The sequence below is a fragment of the Undibacterium sp. Xuan67W genome (genome assembly GCF_049340165.1).
In the GTDB taxonomy this organism is placed as follows: Bacteria; Pseudomonadota; Gammaproteobacteria; order Burkholderiales; family Burkholderiaceae_D; genus Undibacterium.
The window spans coordinates 170,579-189,059 of record NZ_JBMPPN010000004.1 but is presented as its reverse complement, the minus strand read 5'-3'; the positions used below and the strand labels follow the sequence as shown (position 1 = coordinate 189,059).

At 49.5% G+C, this 18,481-nt stretch carries 18 protein-coding genes; 10 read left to right on the top strand and 8 right to left on the bottom strand.

The window, feature by feature from the left end; all coding sequences use genetic code 11:
• Positions 1-122: 122 nt before the first annotated feature.
• Positions 123-581 (top strand): Lrp/AsnC ligand binding domain-containing protein, encoded by a 459-nt coding sequence (locus tag ACO0LE_RS05305; protein WP_262837253.1) that lies wholly within the window; start codon positions 123-125, stop codon positions 579-581.
• 304 nt (positions 582-885) lie between these two features.
• A complete protein-coding gene (locus ACO0LE_RS05300) occupies positions 886-2,841 on the top strand; it encodes a GAF domain-containing protein (protein ID WP_422959380.1) in 1,956 nt (651 codons plus the stop codon).
• A gap of 27 nt (positions 2,842-2,868) precedes the next feature.
• Here ACO0LE_RS05300 and ACO0LE_RS05295 read toward each other — a convergent pair whose 3' ends face one another.
• Positions 2,869-4,377: a DUF3369 domain-containing protein gene (locus ACO0LE_RS05295; RefSeq protein WP_422959379.1), complete on the bottom strand. Its 1,509-nt coding sequence runs from the start codon at positions 4,375-4,377 to the stop codon at positions 2,869-2,871.
• Positions 4,378-4,594: 217 nt separating this feature from the next.
• On the opposite strand from ACO0LE_RS05295, the gene ACO0LE_RS05290 reads away from it, so the two are divergent.
• The 3 genes from ACO0LE_RS05290 to ACO0LE_RS05280 all read left to right on the top strand — a co-directional run bounded on the left by ACO0LE_RS05290 (position 4,595) and on the right by ACO0LE_RS05280 (position 8,391).
• Positions 4,595-6,043: an alkaline phosphatase gene (locus tag ACO0LE_RS05290; RefSeq protein WP_422959378.1), complete on the top strand. Its 1,449-nt coding sequence runs from the start codon at positions 4,595-4,597 to the stop codon at positions 6,041-6,043.
• Between the two features lie 33 nt (positions 6,044-6,076).
• Positions 6,077-7,498 (top strand): alkaline phosphatase, encoded by a 1,422-nt coding sequence (locus ACO0LE_RS05285; protein WP_422959377.1) that lies wholly within the window; start codon positions 6,077-6,079, stop codon positions 7,496-7,498.
• A gap of 98 nt (positions 7,499-7,596) precedes the next feature.
• Complete coding sequence (locus ACO0LE_RS05280; protein WP_422959376.1) at positions 7,597-8,391, top strand: hypothetical protein; 795 nt, start codon at positions 7,597-7,599, stop codon at positions 8,389-8,391.
• Positions 8,392-8,449: 58 nt separating this feature from the next.
• Here ACO0LE_RS05280 and ACO0LE_RS05275 read toward each other — a convergent pair whose 3' ends face one another.
• A complete protein-coding gene (locus ACO0LE_RS05275; protein ID WP_422959375.1) occupies positions 8,450-9,286 on the bottom strand; it encodes a branched-chain amino acid aminotransferase in 837 nt (278 codons plus the stop codon).
• Positions 9,287-9,597: 311 nt separating this feature from the next.
• Here ACO0LE_RS05275 and ACO0LE_RS05270 point away from each other — a divergent pair, with 311 nt between their 5' ends.
• Positions 9,598-10,170, top strand: a complete 573-nt coding sequence (locus ACO0LE_RS05270; RefSeq protein ID WP_422959374.1) for an SAM-dependent methyltransferase — start codon at positions 9,598-9,600, stop codon at positions 10,168-10,170.
• 124 nt (positions 10,171-10,294) lie between these two features.
• Here ACO0LE_RS05270 and ACO0LE_RS05265 read toward each other — a convergent pair whose 3' ends face one another.
• Both ACO0LE_RS05265 and ACO0LE_RS05260 read right to left on the bottom strand, forming a co-directional pair.
• Positions 10,295-10,861, bottom strand: a complete 567-nt coding sequence (locus ACO0LE_RS05265; protein WP_422959373.1) for an outer membrane beta-barrel protein — start codon at positions 10,859-10,861, stop codon at positions 10,295-10,297.
• A 199-nt stretch (positions 10,862-11,060) separates the two neighbouring features.
• Positions 11,061-12,062 (bottom strand): GlxA family transcriptional regulator, encoded by a 1,002-nt coding sequence (locus ACO0LE_RS05260; RefSeq protein WP_422959372.1) that lies wholly within the window; start codon positions 12,060-12,062, stop codon positions 11,061-11,063.
• Between the two features lie 99 nt (positions 12,063-12,161).
• Between ACO0LE_RS05260 and ACO0LE_RS05255 the strand changes: the two genes are divergently transcribed.
• From ACO0LE_RS05255 to ACO0LE_RS05240, 4 genes are all read left to right on the top strand, one after another.
• Positions 12,162-12,410 carry a tautomerase family protein gene (locus tag ACO0LE_RS05255; RefSeq protein ID WP_422959371.1) on the top strand — a complete coding sequence of 83 codons (249 nt, stop codon included), beginning with the start codon at positions 12,162-12,164 and terminating at the stop codon, positions 12,408-12,410.
• Positions 12,411-12,467: 57 nt separating this feature from the next.
• Positions 12,468-12,908 carry an MAPEG family protein gene (locus ACO0LE_RS05250; protein ID WP_422959370.1) on the top strand — a complete coding sequence of 147 codons (441 nt, stop codon included), beginning with the start codon at positions 12,468-12,470 and terminating at the stop codon, positions 12,906-12,908.
• Positions 12,909-13,014: 106 nt separating this feature from the next.
• The gene (pcaC, locus tag ACO0LE_RS05245) at positions 13,015-13,461 is read left to right on the top strand and encodes a 4-carboxymuconolactone decarboxylase (protein WP_422959500.1); all 447 of its coding nucleotides are present in this window, start codon (positions 13,015-13,017) and stop codon (positions 13,459-13,461) included.
• Positions 13,458-13,955 carry a cupin domain-containing protein gene (locus ACO0LE_RS05240; RefSeq protein ID WP_422959369.1) on the top strand — a complete coding sequence of 166 codons (498 nt, stop codon included), beginning with the start codon at positions 13,458-13,460 and terminating at the stop codon, positions 13,953-13,955. Before pcaC ends, ACO0LE_RS05240 begins: the two co-directional genes overlap by 4 nt.
• Before the next feature lie 53 nt (positions 13,956-14,008).
• Here ACO0LE_RS05240 and ACO0LE_RS05235 read toward each other — a convergent pair whose 3' ends face one another.
• From ACO0LE_RS05235 to ACO0LE_RS05220, 4 genes are all read right to left on the bottom strand, one after another.
• Positions 14,009-14,767, bottom strand: a complete 759-nt coding sequence (locus ACO0LE_RS05235; RefSeq protein ID WP_422959368.1) for a PEP-CTERM sorting domain-containing protein — start codon at positions 14,765-14,767, stop codon at positions 14,009-14,011.
• A 121-nt stretch (positions 14,768-14,888) separates the two neighbouring features.
• Positions 14,889-15,599 (bottom strand): riboflavin synthase subunit alpha, encoded by a 711-nt coding sequence (locus tag ACO0LE_RS05230; RefSeq protein ID WP_422959367.1) that lies wholly within the window; start codon positions 15,597-15,599, stop codon positions 14,889-14,891.
• A gap of 157 nt (positions 15,600-15,756) precedes the next feature.
• Positions 15,757-17,769: a sensor histidine kinase gene (locus ACO0LE_RS05225; RefSeq protein ID WP_422959366.1), complete on the bottom strand. Its 2,013-nt coding sequence runs from the start codon at positions 17,767-17,769 to the stop codon at positions 15,757-15,759.
• A gap of 164 nt (positions 17,770-17,933) precedes the next feature.
• Entirely contained in the window at positions 17,934-18,461 is a 528-nt protein-coding gene (locus ACO0LE_RS05220; protein ID WP_422959365.1) for a DinB family protein, read from the bottom strand.
• Positions 18,462-18,481: the final 20 nt, after the last annotated feature.

Below are 18,481 nucleotides of genomic sequence, written 5' to 3'. Positions count from 1 at the left end.
AATTTGATTTGATTGTATAGATGAACGTAGATGATTAATTCTGGAAATATCAAGGTATATCGGAATTTTCTATTTTGTGAGAAAATTACACCGAATTTTATTAATCACTACTCTGACTTCTTATGCTCGACAAAATCAGTAAAAGAATTCTGGCCGAATTACAAAATGATGGCCGTATCAGTAACGTAGAACTAGCGACCCGGGTCAATCTGTCCCCTGCCGCTTGTCTTGAGCGTGTGCGTAAATTACAAGAGTCCGGCTACATCCTGGGCTATACCGCACAACTGAATCCGCATTTGCTCGATGTTGCCCTGCTGGTATTCATCGAAGTGGTACTCGACAGAACCACACCGGATGTTTTCGATGCCTTCAAGCGTGGCGTACAAGCGATTCCTGAAGTTCTGGAATGCCACATGGTCGCCGGCGGTTTCGATTACTTGGTCAAGGCTCGGGTCAAAGACATGAATGCTTATCGCGACTTTCTCGGTAAATCTTTGCTGCAGTTGAATGGCGTGCGCGAGACGCATACTTATGCGGTGATGGAAGAAGTCAAAAATACGACAAATCTGCCGATTCGCTGATCAGGCCATATCAGATACAATCAGACACAATCAGACACAATCGGATACCGTCGTTAAAAAACTGAGCATCAAAGCAGCAATCAAAAAGGAACTCCCGGACAGCGAGTTCTTTTTTATTAGGATTTACGCAAAACGAACCCGCAAGCGGAGTGGGCCTGCTGGCACGAAAACCCTCTGAAAGCCGCATCCAGCCTGCGGGTTCAGTGTGCAATGTGTAATGAGCAGCTTGTCGCTTTGCGTCAATCCCGTTTATTTATATGATCTTTGTTGAGACCAATTGCCTATAAAGCATAAAGGATGAAAGATGGAAAGCCGTCTAAGTCGTCTTGAAGCTGTGCAAGTCATGGTGCTGGAAATCGGCCAGATTTCTAATCACTGCAACAATATCAACGAGTTTTTACATGCGGTGCATCAGGCTCTGAGTCGCATTATGTACGCGGCGAATTTCTATGTTGCCTTATACAAGGCGGAGCAAAACAGCATTCAGTTTGCCTATCACGTCGATGAATTTGACCCCTCTCCGGATCCGGCAATTCCCGTTGTTTTAGAATCACCGGAGGCATCCCCCACTGCCTGGGTAATCTATCATCGTCAGCCTCTGATCATGACAGCCGAAGAAGACGCTGCTCAAGAAGCTGCCGGAAATCCTTGGGGTAGCGGCGCCCGGGCAGAACACTGGATGGGCTATCCCTTACTGGATCACGAAAAAAAATCGCTGGGCGCTTTAGTTATTCAAAGCTATGACGCCGAACATACCTTCAGTCAGGAAGATCAGGCGTTGTTCGGTCTTATCGCCAATCATGTATCAAATGCTCTGCAAGGATTTCAGAGCGTAGATCATCTGGAGCGTGCAGTACAGGAGCGCACCGCATTACTGGCACATGAGGTCACAGAGAGACGGCGTACCGAGACCTTGCAACGGGCTTTGTATCAGATCGCCGAATTGTCTTTTTCTGCAGCCGACCCGAATAGTCTGTATGCCGAACTGCATCAGATCATTGGTCAGTTACTGGTGGCGCGGAATTTCATGATCGCGCTGTATCATCAGGATACGGAAGAAATCAGTATTCAGTATTTCGTCGATGAAAAGGATGAGCACCCGTCGATGAAGCGTTTCCCGTTGGGAGTCGGGATAACATCGTTTGTGATTCATTGCGAACACGCCCAGTTGATCGACAAGGCGCGTCTCGCTGAATTAGTTGCTGGTGGCCGGATCAGGCAAGCCCTAGGGAACATGGAGTTATACAGCTGGATGGGCGCGCCCATCCTTGCTAATGATCATGTCCACGGTGTGATTGTGGTACAAAGTTATGATCCTCATATTTTGTACAGCGAGACCGATCTCGAATTACTCGCCTTCGTCGCCAGCCATGTTGCAGTGGCTGTCACGCGCCTTGAGGCCGACCGCGAAATGCGCAATGCCAAAGCCCGTCTGGAAGAACAAAACACCACGCTGAACGAAGCGCTGCTTGCGCTACAAGAAGCTCAGTCAGAATTAGTCAGACAAGAAAAACTCGCGTCCCTGGGACGTCTGGTTGCGGGTGTTGCGCATGAAATTAATACGCCGCTGGGGATCTGCGTCACAGCGACCAGCCATCTGGTTGACGAGCTCAAGCTCACACGTAAAGACATGGCAGCCGATACCATGACACAAGAGAGTCTGGAAGAGTTTCTGGATATCGTCGATCAATCGCTGCGTATTCTGACCAGCAATACCCGGCGTGCAGCCACGCTGGTACGCAGTTTCAAACAAGTAGCGGTTGACCAGACATCAAACGACAAACGGCTGTTTCAGTTAAAAACTTATCTTGACGAAGTCCTGCTCTCTTTGCAGCCCAAGCTCAAAGGTCGACCCATCCGCGTTGAGATTGATTGTCCTGAAGAGATACGGCTCGACAGCTATCCCGGAGCGGTATCTCAGGTGGTAACGAATCTCCTGATGAACTCAATACACCATGCTTTTGAGAATAATGCCGAGGGAAAGATACGGATGAAAGCAGAGGCCGATGGCACTCATTTAAAATTCGATTACACCGACAACGGCATCGGCGTTGATCAGGATGGACTAGACAAATTATTTGATCCCTTCTACACCACCAAACGCGGACAAGGTGGCAGCGGTCTCGGTACGCATATCATCTATAACCTGATTACCGGCGCACTTGGGGGAACAGTTAAGGCAAGTAGCCAGCCGGGCAACGGATTGAGCTATCAAATTCGTTTTCCGATGGTGGCGAAAAATTCCGTCAAACCGGCGTAGTTCTCACGTATTACTTTTTTGTCTGGATTAGTCTGGAAAGCTCAGATTAATTTCCAGCGCTTTATCGATATTCGCTATCATCAGTTCGACAAAAACAGGATCGAGATGCGTGCCGCTGACATCGCGCAAATGTTGTACCACCTGATCGATGGGCCATGCAGGTTTATAGACCCGTGCATGCATCAGTGCATCGAATACATCGGCCACGGCAACGATACGTGCATAGATATGAATTTCATTACCTGCCAGACCTTGCGGATAACCTGAGCCATCAAATTTTTCGTGATGCTGATGCGCGATAATCGCTGCAGCTTTCAGGATAGGTCGCTGTGAACCGTCCAGTATCGACATGCCGACTTGCGGATGCATTTTCATGATGTTCCACTCATCGAGATCAAGTTTGCCAGGCTTGAGTAACACCGCATCCGGCGTAGCGATTTTACCGATGTCATGCATAGGTGCAGCTTGCTTCAAGACACCGGCTTCTTCCGCTGGCATCCCCGATGCAAGTGCTAGTAAATAGCAGACCTCAGCCATGCGGCGTACATGATTGCCCGCCTCGTGTGAACGTGATTCGACCACATCACCCAGCCGCATAATCAACTCACCCTGCGTGTCGCTGATCTCTTGATTCAATAAGATATTATCAAACGCAATCGCAACACCAGAAGAAAAAACCTCAAGCAATTTAGCGTCAATTTCGCCGACTTGTTCCACACCCTTTAACACCAGTAAAGACGCCTTGCCGCTACTATTCGGGAAGTAACCGACATACACGTCGCCATACAGACGCGAGATACGGTTGACCGTGGCATCATTTAATTGAGTTAATAAATCCTGGCTGAACAACTGGTGGTCATCATCAAAATTACCGATCTTGGCAAGTACTTCATAACTTTGCTGACCCGAGATACCGCTGGCGCCACGCAGGCGCAACAACATACTTTGCTCCAGACGTAACAGCGCAACGACTTGCTGTAGCAAACCGTTCGCGAAATCATGCAGATTACGTTGCTGAAAAATATGTGCAGACGCTTCGATGACGCGTTCCAGACCTTCCCGATAGGTCGCCTGGAAGCGGCGTGCTTCTTCGACTTGCATAATGTCGCGATATGCACGCAGGGCGGCGAAGGTAGTAGTGAATAACTTGGTGCGGTCGAGTTCGGTTTTTTCTTTATAGTCATTGATGTCGTAATTCACAATGACGCTTTCTTCCGGTGCTTGTCCGGGTTGGCCGGTGCGCAAAACAATGCGAGTGAACTGATTACCGAGATCTTGACGCATCCAGCGCGCTACTTCTAATCCGGCGTCATCACTTTCCATGACAACATCCAGAAACACCAGTGCGATATCGGTTTCCTTGCTCAACACAGCCTTGGCCTCGGGCCCGTTATACGCGTGCAGGAATTGTAAGGAACGGCCATCCAGACGGAAACGGCTCAGGGTCAGCTTGGTGACATCATGAATATCCGGCTCGTCATCAACAAGCAGGACTTTCCAGGGAAGGAGTTTGGACGACGATTGCAAGAATGACATACGGATCAATCCTTGTTACGCAAAGCGTGAGTGAAAAGAGCGGCGGAGAATTTTTGATGGTCTTAACTGCTTTAACGCAAGCCTCAATATAACAAAGATTGTGTGTTCATAAATCATTCACAGCGTAATCATGTCATGAAAATTTAATAAGTCCGTCACGAACCAGTCACACAGCCTTGTTACAATCTCGGTTTTTCACACTAGCCGGATGGACGACATGACACGCAGACCCCTCTACGCCGCTGGACTCAGCGTCGCAATCAGCACTTTGATCGCTGCCTGCAGCAGCAATACTCCCGTCACAGAACCCGTCGCCGATGCGCCAAAAAACGTCATCTTCTTCCTGGGTGACGGCATGGGTATGACGACCATGACAGCAGCGCGTATCTACTCGGTCGGTGAAGACGGTGAACTCACTATGGACACTTTGCCTGAGACAGCATTTGTTAAAACCTTCTCCAACGACGCACAGGTTACGGACAGCGCACCGTCGATGTCAGCCTATATGACGGGTGTAAAGATGAATAATGAAGTGTTGTCGATGTCACCTGACACACTGGCAATTGATCCGCTGGTAGATGCAAATGGGAACAAGCTGGTCAACAACTGCGGCACCAAGAACGGCACACCTGCAACCACGTTGCTCGAACTTGCAAAAGCAAAAGGCTTGTCCACTGGCGTCGTCACAACAACACGCGTAACGCATGCAACACCGGCTGCCACCTACTCCCACATCTGCCATCGCGATCTGGAAAACGACATCGCAGCAGCGGCAGTACCTGGCGGCATTGGTTACAACACCGGATTAGGCACAACCGGTTTGGACGTTTTACTGGGCGGCGGTAAGCAATTCTTTACGCCGTTTAAAGATGGCGGCAAGCGTTCTGACGGACGTGATCTGGTCGCTGAAATGAAGGCAAAAAATTACGCCTACGCCAGCAACAGCACAGAATTCAATGCGATCGACGGTACCAAGACGGACAAGTTATTTGGTCTGTTCACCTCAAGCCACATGAGCTATGACCTCGACCGTGATCCTGCTAAAGAACCTAGCCTGGCAGAAATGACGACCAAGGCCATGGATGTCCTGGCAAAAAATTCCAAAGGTTATTTCCTGATGGTCGAAGGCGGTCGTATCGATCACGCTCTGCATGAAACAACCGCGAAAAAAGCATTGCAAGACACAGTCGCTTTTGATAACGCGATCAAAGCCGCGATTGCCAAAGCCAAGATTGCTGACCCTGACCTGAAAAATACCCTGATCGTCGTCACCGCTGACCATGATCACACTCTGGTATTGAACGGTTACGCCAAGCGTACAGGCAAGACCGCCGCGGGTAATCCTGGCGTGCTCGGTGTCGTGAAAAACTATGTCACGGGTGTTCCTGACAAAGATCTGGATGGTGCGCCGTATTCCATCATCGGTTTTGGTAATGGTGAAAACCGTACACAAGGCAGCCGTTCTACTATGGCCAGCCTCGATGAAACCGTGACCAGCGCCAACACCTACCATCAGGAAGCGGTTGTGCGTGTTGCGGTCGGTAGCGAAACCCATGGCGGTACCGACGTCTTCTTTGGCGCGATTGGCAAAGGCTCAGACACCTTCCTCGGCACGATCGATAACACCAAGGTATTCACTCTGGTCAAAACTGCCTCTGGTCTGTAATTGGTCCGCACATATTAAGAATTGGAAAACATCATGAAACACACACTCAAGTTCTCTTTGCTGGGACTGGCTCTGGCCTCCGCATTCGCCAACACGTCTGCTTATGCAGCGGGCGAAGCTAAGAACATTATTTTCTTCCTCGGCGACGGCATGGGCCCGTCGACAGTCACTGCATCCCGCATCTACAAATACGGTGAAGACGGTAGCCTGAATATGGATAAGCTGGAGCGTACAGCACGTATCAAGACGTATTCAAACGATGCACAAACTACCGACAGCGCACCCTCAATGGCCGCGTATATGACTGGCGTCAAGATGAACAATGAAGTCATCTCCATGTCTCCAGAAACAATCGCTACACCACCGTCCAAAGACGCGAATGGTAATCTCGGCGTCAATAACTGCGCAGCTACAGGTAATGGCGTTTCGGTCGCAACGATTCTCGAACTCGCTAAAGCCAAAGGTAAAGCAGTCGGCTCGATCACGACCACAGAACTGACGCATGCAACACCGGCTGCGACCTATTCCCATATTTGCAACCGCAACGCGCAATATGCGATTGCAGCGCAGGCAGTACCCGGTGGAGCCGGTTACAACACGGCACTGGGCGACGGTGTTGATGTGCTGATGGGCGGTGGCCGCAATCATTTTCTGCCTTACGATGCAGCAACTAGCGTAGGTAAATTAGGCCGTGTTGACGGTCGCAATTTGCTGACTGAACTCGCAGCAAAAGGCTATACCGTTGCGGCAACAAAAGCGGATATGGCCGCGGCACCAAATAATAAAAAATTCATCGGTCTGTATAGCAGTAAAAGCCATCTGGAATATGAACTCGACCGCGCTGCGACACCACCTGTAGGTGAAGGTGCAACGCAGCCAAGCCTGGCTGAGATGACGACCAAAGCCATGGATCTGTTATCGCAAAATACCAATGGTTATTTTCTGATGGTAGAAGGTGGTCGTATTGATCACGCCCTGCATGGCACGAATGCCAAGCGCGCGCTGGTTGATACGATCGCATTCGACGACGCGATTAAAGCCGCACTCGATAAAGCGAAATTGACTGACCCGACACTGGCAAATACCCTCATCGTTGTTACTGCTGATCATGACCACACTCTGGCGTTCAACGGCTACGGTAAACGTGGCAATCCGATTCTGGATATCAACCGCGATTACAAAACAGGTCAACCTACCAAAGACGCAGATGGCAATACCTACACGACGCTGGTATTCGGCAACGGTCCTAACCGTCCTAACCTGCGCACCAGCCTCGACAGCGCTACCGTATTGGCAGACAACTATCTGCAAGAAACCGGTGTGCGTCTGGCCAGCGAAACGCACGGTGGCGGCGATGTAAAATTGTTCGCAACCGGTGCCGGTGCCAAAGTATTTAAAGGCACACTGGACAATACCAAGGTCTTCGGTTTGTTGAAGTCTGCGTTTGGTTTCTAAGTCCTGGTTCTTGTGATTTTTGTAGTCATCAAAGCAGTCTGAACAATAAGGTGAGCCTCAGATCCGAGGCTCACCTTTAGTTTTTTTGAAAGATAAGTATGAAATCCGTATCGAATGTGCCGGGATTATTATTCGCAAGTATCGCCGCCTTCTCAGTTCTGTCAGTTCCGTCAGTACAGGCCGCATCCGCACCCGCATCCACACCCCTTATCCCAGTTGCACAGAGCCTTACTGCGCCGGACCTCGACCTGAATATTCAGTATTACAGCAAAGTATTGACCGCTGAAGGCGTTACGCGTGAAGCGCGTTATGAAGAAAAAATGTTACGTCGTCCTGGCCACGTCTGGGTTGTCCGTGTCTTGCCTAAAAATGTCGTGGAATCTCATGACGACGAAAAGACCGTAAGCAAGAAAAAAGTCGCGTTGAACACAGCACCGGCTGCCAGTGCGACAGAACATAAGCACTTCAATCATGTCGTGATTCCGCGTCATGTTGTCCTCGAGAATAACAAAGTCCGTGTTGAATACGTCGACGCACACAGTAAAGATGTAGTCGCAATTCCACCGTCCGAATATGAGAATGTAAATTTCGACGGCTCTTGGGATAATAGTTTTTACTTACTGGATCCTAAGCTGGTTCAAACGATTCCGTATTCTGCGCAAGTCTCCACCGTAGCAGGTGCGCGCTGGCGTGAACGTGAAAAGAATGGCGTTTATCAGCGCGTATTGTGGGACGAGAAAAAACAAATTCCTCTGGTGATCGAGAGTGGCGATAAGGCGGCGACATTTTACCGTCGTGTTGACGTCAAGCCGCTGGCGACCCTGACACGTGAATTACCCTGGCAGAATTTGAAAGGGTATGCGCAAAAAGAGTATTCGGATTTTCTTGATTGATATCCGGCATGATGTGAATGCCCCGCGTCTGTCATGAACGCGGGGCATTTTGTTCGATTTACTGCGCTTCCATCCAGCTGAAATATAAGTCCCTGGCGCGTGTTGCGACCGGACCGATGGCTAAGCTGCGGTCTTCGTAACGGATGCAGGGAGTTACCTTGCCGTAGTTCCCGGTATTGAATATTTCGGTCGCCTTCAATAATTCTTCCGGTGTTACGCTGCGTTCGATGACCTGAGTGCCATCGTCTTTCAGCAAGCCAATCACGCGCGCACGGGTGATGCCAGACAAAAAACTGCCGTTCGCAACTGGCGTGACGACTTCGCCGGATTCGGTCACCAAAAAGATGTTCGCCGTTGCAAATTCCGCGACCTTGCCGTGACTGTCACACACCACAGCATTGTCAAATCCACGGTCTTTGGCTTCACGCAGTGCCTTGGTCGAATTCGGATATAAGCACGACGCTTTTGCATCTGTCGGCGCCATGCTGGGATCGGGCCGGCGCAATGCAGACAAACAGGCCGAGAAACCGGAGAACGGTGGCAAAGGCGCATCAAACAAGGTCAGCGCAAAACTCGACTGATCTGCATCGGGGATCAGCAATCCATCAGTACCAAATACCAGCGGACGGATGTACAGCTCCGCATCGGCAGGAAATTGTCTGATCCCGTCGCGGCATAATGCTTCAAGCTCGTCAACCTGGTAGGGACAGTGCAGGCCAAGACGCTGCGCCGATTGCACCACGCGCGCCAGATGCAGCCGCAGATCGGGTGTCTTACCGCTGATAGCGCGGGCACCGTCAAATACGCTCGATCCCAGCCATACAGCATGATCCATTGCGCCAAACAAGGGCGTATTGCCTTCGCTCCAGCTACCTTTGAAATATGTGAGATACATAATGGTCCTTTGTGATGAACATCGTTGCGGCAGGAGTTTGTATAACATGTACTGTCCAGCTTATATGTTAACAGAGCCTGACATGTGAGCAGAATGACTTGCTTACAATAAGTAGCGCATTTATTTCTAATACGTATCCGCTTTGTTTATGCGGATCTCGGACGCTTTTTGTCTTGAAAGGACCATGAATACTGCGGATTCATTCCCGGGTATCGCCTTTCTGCAGCGGCTATACTGCGTAAATAACCGCATTTTTTTGCATTGGTGTATATTCCGCTCCCACACCATTTTTACCCGGACAGGACAAGCACATGCTGATCATCACGATTAAACAAGGCAAGGAAAAAAGCATATTGCAAGGCGAGCCATGGATCTATGTGTCTATGGTGGCGCGGGTTGACGGTAAGTATGACGAAAAAATGAAAGCAGGAGCAACCGCTTTGGTTCGCTCATCATCAGGGCAATTCTTAGCGCGCGCTGCCTGGAGTCCGAAATCGCAGATACAGGCACGGGTCTGGAGCGTCGATGAGACCGAGGCCATTGATCATGCTTTTATTAAACGGCGCGTGCAAGCGGCTCTGGCAAAACAGCCGATGCCGGTCAAAGCGGATGGCAAGCAACGTCGCCTGATTAATGCAGAACAAGACGGCCTGCCAGGTCTGCTGGTCGATCATTACGGCAGCGCACCGGGTTATCTGGTCTGTCAGTTTCAAGCTGCTGGTGTCGATGCATGGAAAGTCACCATCGTCAAAACCCTGATTGCGGTCACAGGTTGTCCCAATGTATTTGAATATGCGGATGAGCTGGTGCGCAAAGGGGAAGGATTGCCAGTAACGACCGGGGTGCTTGCGGGCGAAGAGCCGCCGGATGAATACGAGCACTAGGACGCAAAGCCTGCAAAAAACGAAGAGCGAATTCGGAAATAATGGCGTGATCAGGCAGGAACAATAAAGGCATGCCGTAGCATGCCTTTTTTTACATCATCGACTGCGCGAGGCAATCACACCATCAGAAGATGTATTCAACGCCTACGGAGAAGTTGGATACCGTAGCATCGCTTACACCATCCACCACATTAACTTGACGACGTTCGTATTCGGCACGTACGTTCACGTTATTGGAAATCTGGTATGTCGCACCTAGGCCAAACACTGGCTTAGTGCTATTTTTTGTAACAGTACCTTTGATTGTGGCTGAATTTACAGTGGATTCTGCACGGATATAGGCAATACCTACTTTACCGAAACCAACCCAGCCGTTTGATGGTGTGCTCTTTACCACGCCAACAACATCAACACCAGTTGCTTTAAATTCTCCGGCAATACCACCCACGCTTGCAGTTGCTTTGCCTAAAGAGAAATAACCGGCTTCAACGCCTAGGTTTTGTGTGAAGTTGTATCCACCCAGCAGTTTGACTGTTGTGTCAGATGTTTTGCAGTTAGTCACTCCAGTGCAATCTGCATCAACTTTCGCCTGACCAACGGTCGCGGCAACATAGGTTTGTGCGGAAGCACTTGCGCTTAAAGCGATACCGGCAAGCATCAATGCTGCAACGAGGATATTTTTCTTGATCATGTAATTCTCAATTATTTATAAGATGGGTAATGGATGCGTTCCGCTGGACAGAGCCACAGAACGATTTGACAGAATTACATCAAATTCCATGTCAATCTATTATTTTACTTGTTTGAGTTGTCTCTGTCGAAACTATTTCTAGACGAAAACAGCTAGTTGTTGCATTACCTCACTACCCGTCAAAGTTACCTTAGCTGCCTTAGCTGCGTAAGCCGAACCGTTGCCGGTATTCTTTTGGCGTTACCTGAGTCCATTGTTTAAACACCTTACTCAGGCTCGACACGTCCTGATAACCGCAACGTCCGGCCAGTTCTTCGAGGGAGATTTTTGTGGTTTCCAGTAAAGCTTTGGCGCGCTCTATGCGTAATTGCTGGACATATTGGGCCGGGCTTAAACCCACATTCTCTTGAAAGCGACGCAACAAGGTGCGCTGGCTGATATGACAATGTTCTGCCAGCTCACCCATTAACCATGGCTGATCGAGTCGTTTATTTAGCCAGCGACGCGCCCGCTCGACGATGATATGTCCCTGATTTTGGATCATGGCAGTCGCAATATACGGGGCCTGGCTATTGCGGTTGGCGTCAATCACCAGCATCTTGGCGCATAGCTGGCGCAAGGTTTCACCGCAAAAATGAGCGACCAGCCATAGAGCGAGATCGATATACGACGTCAGTCCGCCTGAGGACACCAAATTGCCGTCCTGCACGATTAATTCTTCGGCTTCGAGGATGACCTTGGGATACTGTTGTTTGAAATAAGCCGCCAGCCACCAGCTTGTCGTCGCACGTTTGCCATCCAGCATGCCGGTATTCGCCAGCAGACAGGTTGCCGAGCAACTCGCGATCAGCAACTTGCCCTGCGACAGGTAGTCACGCAGCGCAAGCTGTTCTTGCGTCATCAATGCGATGCGGTCGGTGATGTCATAAGCGCTTTGGTGATCAATTCCCGGTAGCATGAGAGCGTCAAGCTGCTGTCCGTCCAGTGGCTGGGTTGCAAAGCTAAGCCCATGCTGGTTTTCTACTGCCTGGTCGCGCGCACTGAGCCAGACCGGCTCCAGCCGGATCTGTTGTCCCGGCGGTCGCAACTGCATCAGGGTATTTGCAATCGAGAATACATCACGCGGCACCACTGCGCCGCTGAGAAGGCAACCGGGATAGACCAGAATGCCTATGCGTATGATGCGTTGAGACGTAGCCATTGGCGAATTACATCATAATTATGTCAATTGCGCCAATGGTCGTGGCGATATGCTCTGCCGATAATGTGAACTCCCATTCAATCACGACAGGAGTTCCTCATGCCTTATGTCAATGTCACGACGATTCGCGGTCTGCTCAGTCCTGAGCAAAAACAAGTTTTGATTACCCGCTTAAGCGATGCCTTGGTCGATATCGAAGGTGGCGGTAATCCCGATTTTCGGAAGATGGTTTGGGTCAGTATTGACGAACGCTCACCGGAATCATTCGGGCTGGGTGAGCTCCGGCCAGACAGTGCCTCAATTGCCCAGTTTGTGGCCTTACGCGATGCCACAGCGCGTCAAAAATAAGTCTATCTATTTGCATATATTTGTATATGCATACACCCATTTTTTTAGGAGCCATTGATGCCCTACTATCCTGCCTTGTCTATTTTTGTATTGAGCCTGCTGGCGCTATTTGTCAAAACCAGCGTCACCAGTGTCATACAGATCATCAGCCGTTTTCGTAGCAGACGGTTTTTATTGCCAGAAGACGCCGCCTTGGCCAGAACCACTCCGGTCGCAAGTGAGTCCGCATTTGTGCAACGCTGTGCCAATGTCTGGCGTAACGATGTAGAGAATTTACCGTTATTTTTAACGCTGGCACTGAGCTATGTTTTAGTCGGCGGGGAGCCAGATACGGCATCAACATTATTTAGCAGCTATGTGCTGATTCGTTACGCACATACCATCGTCTATCTGCGCGGCTTGCAACCGTGGCGCGCGATTTTGTACCTGTCCGGTATGGCGGTATGCTGGATGATCGTGGCGGCGATTGTGCTCAGGATCATCCAGATCACCGGATAATCATGCTCGCCGGATTGGCTTACACCATCAGCCTTGACCCTAGCTATTCTGCTGGCTACCATGGGTCTACTCTCTATGCAGCATCATGACCGCGAAGGAAGGCAGAATGGATCAGGAAATAAATCAAAGAGCAAAACAACAAGCAGGTCAACAAGCAGATCAGCAATTTGATGATGGTTTAAATAAGCGCAAGCAAGTGATGGGTGATGCATTCGTCGATAAAGCCTTTGCGAGCGCTGACGCTTTTACCGCACCGTTGCAAGAGTTCGTGACCCGTAACGCCTGGGGTACCGTCTGGTGCCGTGACGAACTTGATATGAAGACCCGCAGCTTGATTACTCTCTCCATGCTGACTGCGCTGGGCCGTGCGCATGAGATTCGCGGCCACGTGCGCGGCGCTGTCAACAACGGCGCGACGATGAAAGAGATACAGGAAGTGTTGCTGCATGCAAGTGTCTATTGCGGCATGCCGCTGGCGATTGATGCATTTCGCTCCGCGCAAGAGGTCTTATCAGAAATGGGTTTGATACCCGCTCTGGACAAGTCAGTATGAGCGAGAGCAAAGCAAAAGCGATTAATGCCGAGGGACATACCGAGCCATTTTTAATTGATGATGTCGCATGGGACGGCTATTCGCACGGTACCAGTTTTGGCTCTCGCTACAAGCAAATCGGGGAACATGGCGGCTGTCAGCGCATTGGGGTTTGTATCGAGGAGTTGGCACCTGGCATGCGCGCTTGCCCCAACCACTATCATTATCTTGAAGAAGAGCAGCTTATGGTGATGGAAGGAAGTCTGACTTTACGTCTGGGCGACAAAACCTATGTTATGTCAGCAGGCAGCTACGTAGTTTTTCCGGCTGGGCAAAAATTGGGGCACAGTATTTTTAATCACACAGACCAGGTCTGCCGTTATCTGCTGATCGGTGACCGCAATCCACATGATGTGATTGTTTATCCAGACAGCAACCGGGTCAGTGTGCGTTTGACCGGCGAAGGGTATAACAAGGCTGCCGTGATGGCGTATTGGGAGGGCGAAGATACCTAGATAAGTCATAAAAAAAGCCCAGACTAGCTGGGCTTTTTGTTTGATGTGCGAGATTACTGTTTGCGGCGACGGGCTGCTGCCAGACCAATCATGCCTAAACCTAACAAGCCAAGGCTAGCTGGTTCTGGAACATTGTTAGTCGTTGCATTTTTTACGTACAACAATTCATTGACCAGCAGACGGCTTGCGTCAGCATTTGGTGAATGGAAATTTGTTGTTGTTTGACCGCCAAACGCTGCAAAGCCGTTACCGTATTGCAGTCCACCGAAAATGATACCGCCAGTGCCGGATACCAGATTGCTCAAGCCAGCACCACTTACTGAAGAATGAGAAAAATAACCACCAGTGTATGAACTAGTAATACCACCTGCAGTCAAGCCATCAGCAATACCCAGGGAGGTTACTGTTGCTGTTGAGCTAGCGTTTGCATAACCGTTCCAATTCATCGTGATACCAAAACCAAGACTTGCGCTAGCAGGACCTGTGTTTGGTGAGTCATTCAAAAATAAGCGACCACCACCACTAACATAGCTTTCCAATACCGCAGTGTTTGCTGCAATGAAGGAAGCAAAGTTACCAGAATTGCTGTCGCTGCCGTCGATAAAAACAAAGTCAGCACCTGCCAAAGCAGCCAGACTAAAACTCGTGTATTTATTCCAGTTACCTGCACCAAATGCCGTATTCATCGCTGCGTCGTTCGTCAAATTACCCCATGGATTATTTGCTGTGACATAGGAAATTGTTCCTGCTTGTGCAGAAATGGACATTGCAAGAGCAACTGCCGCAATGGCAACATGACGTAAAAATTTCATAACACACCTTAATTAAAATTGATCAGTAAGCTCATTAAGCAAAAATCACGCCAAAAAATTTAGTGATTTAAAGCAATGACTTAAAGAAAGTATATTTTGGAAGTGTAAATTTTTCCGACAATTACTCCATTTTTTTCAAATTCGAAGGCGCTACCAACTCCTCCACCGCAACCCCCTGCTGTTTTAATAGAGCCTCCAGTGCAGGTAATAATGGCCCCAAGGTTTCTGTCAGCATGGCACGTACGGTGTCGACAACGACCTGGGTAGCGCGTTCGATTTCGATATTTAAGGCGGCACCGGTTTTTTTCTCAGCGAACACGGTCATGCGCAGGGTTTCCGGGATTAACCAGACTTCAAACCAGCCTTCTTCGCGGTTGACTTCGGCAACCGTGAGGCTGGCGCCGTTGATGGCAATGTAGCCTTTGGCAAAGATGTAGCGTAACCATTCGGGTGTGACGGCGATACGGATAACATAGTTGTTTTCCAGCTCGCGGATAGCAGCAATCGTGGCTGTGAAATCGATATGACCAGATAGCGGATGACCGCCGATTTCTGCGCCGTCTCTGGCCGCTCTTTCCACATTAACCCGCCCGTCTTGCTGATAGGCGCCTAGTGTAGTGATTGCCAGGCTTTGTTGCATGACATCAAACTCTGCACTGTGGTCGTCTGGTAAAGCCGTGACAGTCAGGCACACGCCGTCTACCGCGACACTGGCACCTATTTCTAGGTCTTTACAGAAGCCTTCGGGGAAATCGAGCTTAAATGTGCGCAAGCCGGGTTTGTCAGAGAGTGTTGCAATGCGGGCGATGCCTTGTACGATGCCAGTAAACATGGGGAGTGGTATTCAAGAATTAGGGAAATATATATGCCTGGTTGACGTGTGTCATACGATTGATACACCAGCTCCGAGGCAATGTCATTGTAAGCGATTCGCAGGAATGTCATGCCCGTGCAGTCTATTTGCACTAAACGTGTTTGCCTACTATGGCTTAAAAATTACCTTTAGCGAAAGGCAAGTCCACGGTGAACGTACAGCCTTGTCCCTCGACACTTTCACACTGAACGTTGCCACCCATTGCTTCACTGAGTTTTTTGACAATCGACAAACCCAATCCGCTGGAATGTTCTCCTGCCGTAGGCCGGGTAGAGAGGCGGGTGAATTTTTCAAAAAGATGTTGCTGATCTTCTTCCGATAATCCCGGTCCTTCGTCCTTGACAACAATCCTACCAAGCTCTGCCTGTGCCGAGATGGTGATCCAGATGTGTCGGCCTGCCGGCGAGTATTTAATTGCGTTGGATAAGAGGTTATCAATAATCTGTACGGTGGCATTGGCATCCGCCATGACATTGACGGTCTCGTCTGCTGTAATAAGTAGCTCAAGGTTCTTCTCTTTTAAGTGAGCCTCAAACTGTGGCACGATTTCTTGCAGCATTTTGTTCAGGTTCACCGTTTGTAATGCAACAGGGGAGTAACCAGTTTCAATTGCGTTGACATCAAGCAAATTGGTGATGATATGCATCATACGATGCCCGCTTTTGCTAATACGCTCAAGGTAGCTGTGACGCAACGCAGGCTCTATTTGCTGATCGAGTTTACGAAGCAAATCGCTCATGCCGATAATAGAGGTCAACGGATTTTTCAGGTCGTGGGATGCGATGCCGAGAAATTCGTTCTTTTCTTTATCGAGCAGCTTCAGACGCTGTACGGCATCAGCCAATTCACCCGTGCGCAGCAAGACTTTTGATTCTAGTTCCTGCTCGGCTTTTTGCGCCATACTGAGTAGCTGGTGTTGTGCCAATGCTCGCTCTTGTTTGATGATATTGATCTTGTCTGCCTGCGCCAGTGCCAGCAAAATAATTTCTATCGCCGATCCGATCTGGAATCCAAAATCAGCGAACCAGCTACTTTCGATAATACCCAAATTTCGCAATGTGACCATCATTGCGCCAGCGATCCATGCGATCGTCGCAAAAAAAACAATCCAACCTGGCCGGTAGCCACGTCTTCCACTCAGTACGCAAATCGGCAGTATTAGCAAAATCTGTAAAAAACCAAGTAATTGCAGAAATGGCGCCACCACGTGGTTATAGCCAATGAGTACAACAATTGCTGCCAATACCGATAAAGCCTGAATGACCCGGAATACCATCGCAATGCGCGGCATGCGCTTGGGTAACTGCAAAAAATGAGTAATGAAAAGTGAATCAAACAGAATAATCAGCGGCACGCATAGACCCGGACTAATGTCCACAAGCCACGGCCAGTCCTGCGCAAAGTATTGTCCGATATGCCCGTTGACGCTCAGGCCTGCAAACAAAATGCTAAGTGACAACAGCAGGTAATAAAACATGGTTCTATCGCGAAACGACAGCATCAGTATCAGGTTGTAGGCAATCATTGCCAGCATGGCGCCGTAGTACACACCCATCAGGTTCGAGATGAAATTCGACTCTTCTGCATAGCCTTGTGGCGTGAATAGTTTGGCGCGCAGGAATAAAGAACTGGTAGTTTGTATGCGCAGATAAACGAATTTGCTTTGATGATCGTTCAGTTGCAGCCGGAAAGTAGGCAGGCGAAGCTGCATTTCCTGCGCCGAAAAATGCTGCTGGTCACCGGCTCTGCTCGCTTCTATCTGCCCGTTGCTACTGACTTGGTATAACTGTATGTCATCCAGCATGACCGGGCTTATTTCGAGCCACCACTCAGCGGCGCTGCTGGTATCAGTTTTTTGCAGGCTAAAGCGCAGCCAATATACTGAGCGTGTATAAGAAACGTTCAAATTGCCTTTAAGCGCTTTGAAATTATGTGCTGTGCCGGGCTGCACCATATCCTGAATAGACAACTGCCCTGACTTGTCTTCCAGTACATCGAATTGGGAGTCGAGAGAAAGCCGCCGGGTATCGGCTTTTATTTCCAGATTGGCAGAAAAAGCCGGACTCGCCATCAGGCAACAGGCAACTAGCGTGGTCAGGCAGAGCAAGAGTTTGCTGGATATGCGCATGCGCTTGATATCGTGGCAAAAGAAAAAAACCAGACTAACAAGATTTATATCGATGTGCAACCTAAAAGCGTGACTGGTATTGGAGCAGACTCACTTCAACCACGATCTGTTTTGAACCGTCTGGTCATGATTACGCTTGATCAGCATGAGGTGCCTGCCTGTATTTAACGACGGCGCTGAGGTTCAGAGGTATGTAAAAACTTGGTATAGAGATCGCGTGGCGGTGCAATAGAAATTTGCGACAGGATACGGCCAACTGCGCCGCGATGATAAGTGCCGTGTGCAATGACATGCATCAGCATTTCTTCACGCGACATGCACCCTTTGTCGCCGTCGGTAAAAGTGAACATGATGTTTTCTTCCAGCATGGCAGGACTGATGTTCTCAATAAAGCGCTTATATTCTGTGTCCAGTTGCTCTACGGCTTGTCGCAGATCATTCAGCAGAGGTGTTTCCGGTGTATTGGTCGCCGTGTAGGAGTGTGTTTGTTGCTGGAGGTTGGCGAAGAAAATACAGTCTACGACGTAAATGTGATTCAGCAGGCGAAGTGCCGCGTGTCGTGCCGATGCCTGCGCGGTATCTGTGGCATCCTTGCTTGACGATGCGTCAATGCTGGCAACACTGGCGAATAATTCTTTATTCGCCCATGCTTTGTAACTGAATAATGATGTCAGAAGTGTTCCGCTACTCATGATGTCCTCCTTGTGTTTTT

Excerpts from the sequence above, each read along its gene's own strand:
- ACO0LE_RS05240 (WP_422959369.1), top strand. The coding sequence starts at position 13,458 with ATGAGCGAGAGCAAAGCAAAAGCGATTAATGCCGAGGGACATACCGAG.
- ACO0LE_RS05250 (WP_422959370.1), top strand. The coding sequence starts at position 12,468 with ATGCCCTACTATCCTGCCTTGTCTATTTTTGTATTGAGCCTGCTGGCG.
- ACO0LE_RS05230 (WP_422959367.1), bottom strand. The coding sequence starts at position 15,599 with ATGTTTACTGGCATCGTACAAGGCATCGCCCGCATTGCAACACTCTCT.
- ACO0LE_RS05295 (WP_422959379.1), bottom strand. The coding sequence starts at position 4,377 with ATGTCATTCTTGCAATCGTCGTCCAAACTCCTTCCCTGGAAAGTCCTG.
- ACO0LE_RS05270 (WP_422959374.1), top strand. The coding sequence starts at position 9,598 with ATGCTGATCATCACGATTAAACAAGGCAAGGAAAAAAGCATATTGCAA.
- ACO0LE_RS05280 (WP_422959376.1), top strand. The coding sequence starts at position 7,597 with ATGAAATCCGTATCGAATGTGCCGGGATTATTATTCGCAAGTATCGCC.
- pcaC (WP_422959500.1), top strand. The coding sequence starts at position 13,015 with ATGGATCAGGAAATAAATCAAAGAGCAAAACAACAAGCAGGTCAACAA.
- ACO0LE_RS05305 (WP_262837253.1), top strand. The coding sequence starts at position 123 with ATGCTCGACAAAATCAGTAAAAGAATTCTGGCCGAATTACAAAATGAT.
- ACO0LE_RS05290 (WP_422959378.1), top strand. The coding sequence starts at position 4,595 with ATGACACGCAGACCCCTCTACGCCGCTGGACTCAGCGTCGCAATCAGC.
- ACO0LE_RS05260 (WP_422959372.1), bottom strand. The coding sequence starts at position 12,062 with ATGGCTACGTCTCAACGCATCATACGCATAGGCATTCTGGTCTATCCC.
- ACO0LE_RS05285 (WP_422959377.1), top strand. The coding sequence starts at position 6,077 with ATGAAACACACACTCAAGTTCTCTTTGCTGGGACTGGCTCTGGCCTCC.
- ACO0LE_RS05275 (WP_422959375.1), bottom strand. The coding sequence starts at position 9,286 with ATGTATCTCACATATTTCAAAGGTAGCTGGAGCGAAGGCAATACGCCC.
- ACO0LE_RS05220 (WP_422959365.1), bottom strand. The coding sequence starts at position 18,461 with ATGAGTAGCGGAACACTTCTGACATCATTATTCAGTTACAAAGCATGG.
- ACO0LE_RS05300 (WP_422959380.1), top strand. The coding sequence starts at position 886 with ATGGAAAGCCGTCTAAGTCGTCTTGAAGCTGTGCAAGTCATGGTGCTG.
- ACO0LE_RS05265 (WP_422959373.1), bottom strand. The coding sequence starts at position 10,861 with ATGATCAAGAAAAATATCCTCGTTGCAGCATTGATGCTTGCCGGTATC.
- ACO0LE_RS05225 (WP_422959366.1), bottom strand. The coding sequence starts at position 17,769 with ATGCGCATATCCAGCAAACTCTTGCTCTGCCTGACCACGCTAGTTGCC.
- ACO0LE_RS05255 (WP_422959371.1), top strand. The coding sequence starts at position 12,162 with ATGCCTTATGTCAATGTCACGACGATTCGCGGTCTGCTCAGTCCTGAG.
- ACO0LE_RS05235 (WP_422959368.1), bottom strand. The coding sequence starts at position 14,767 with ATGAAATTTTTACGTCATGTTGCCATTGCGGCAGTTGCTCTTGCAATG.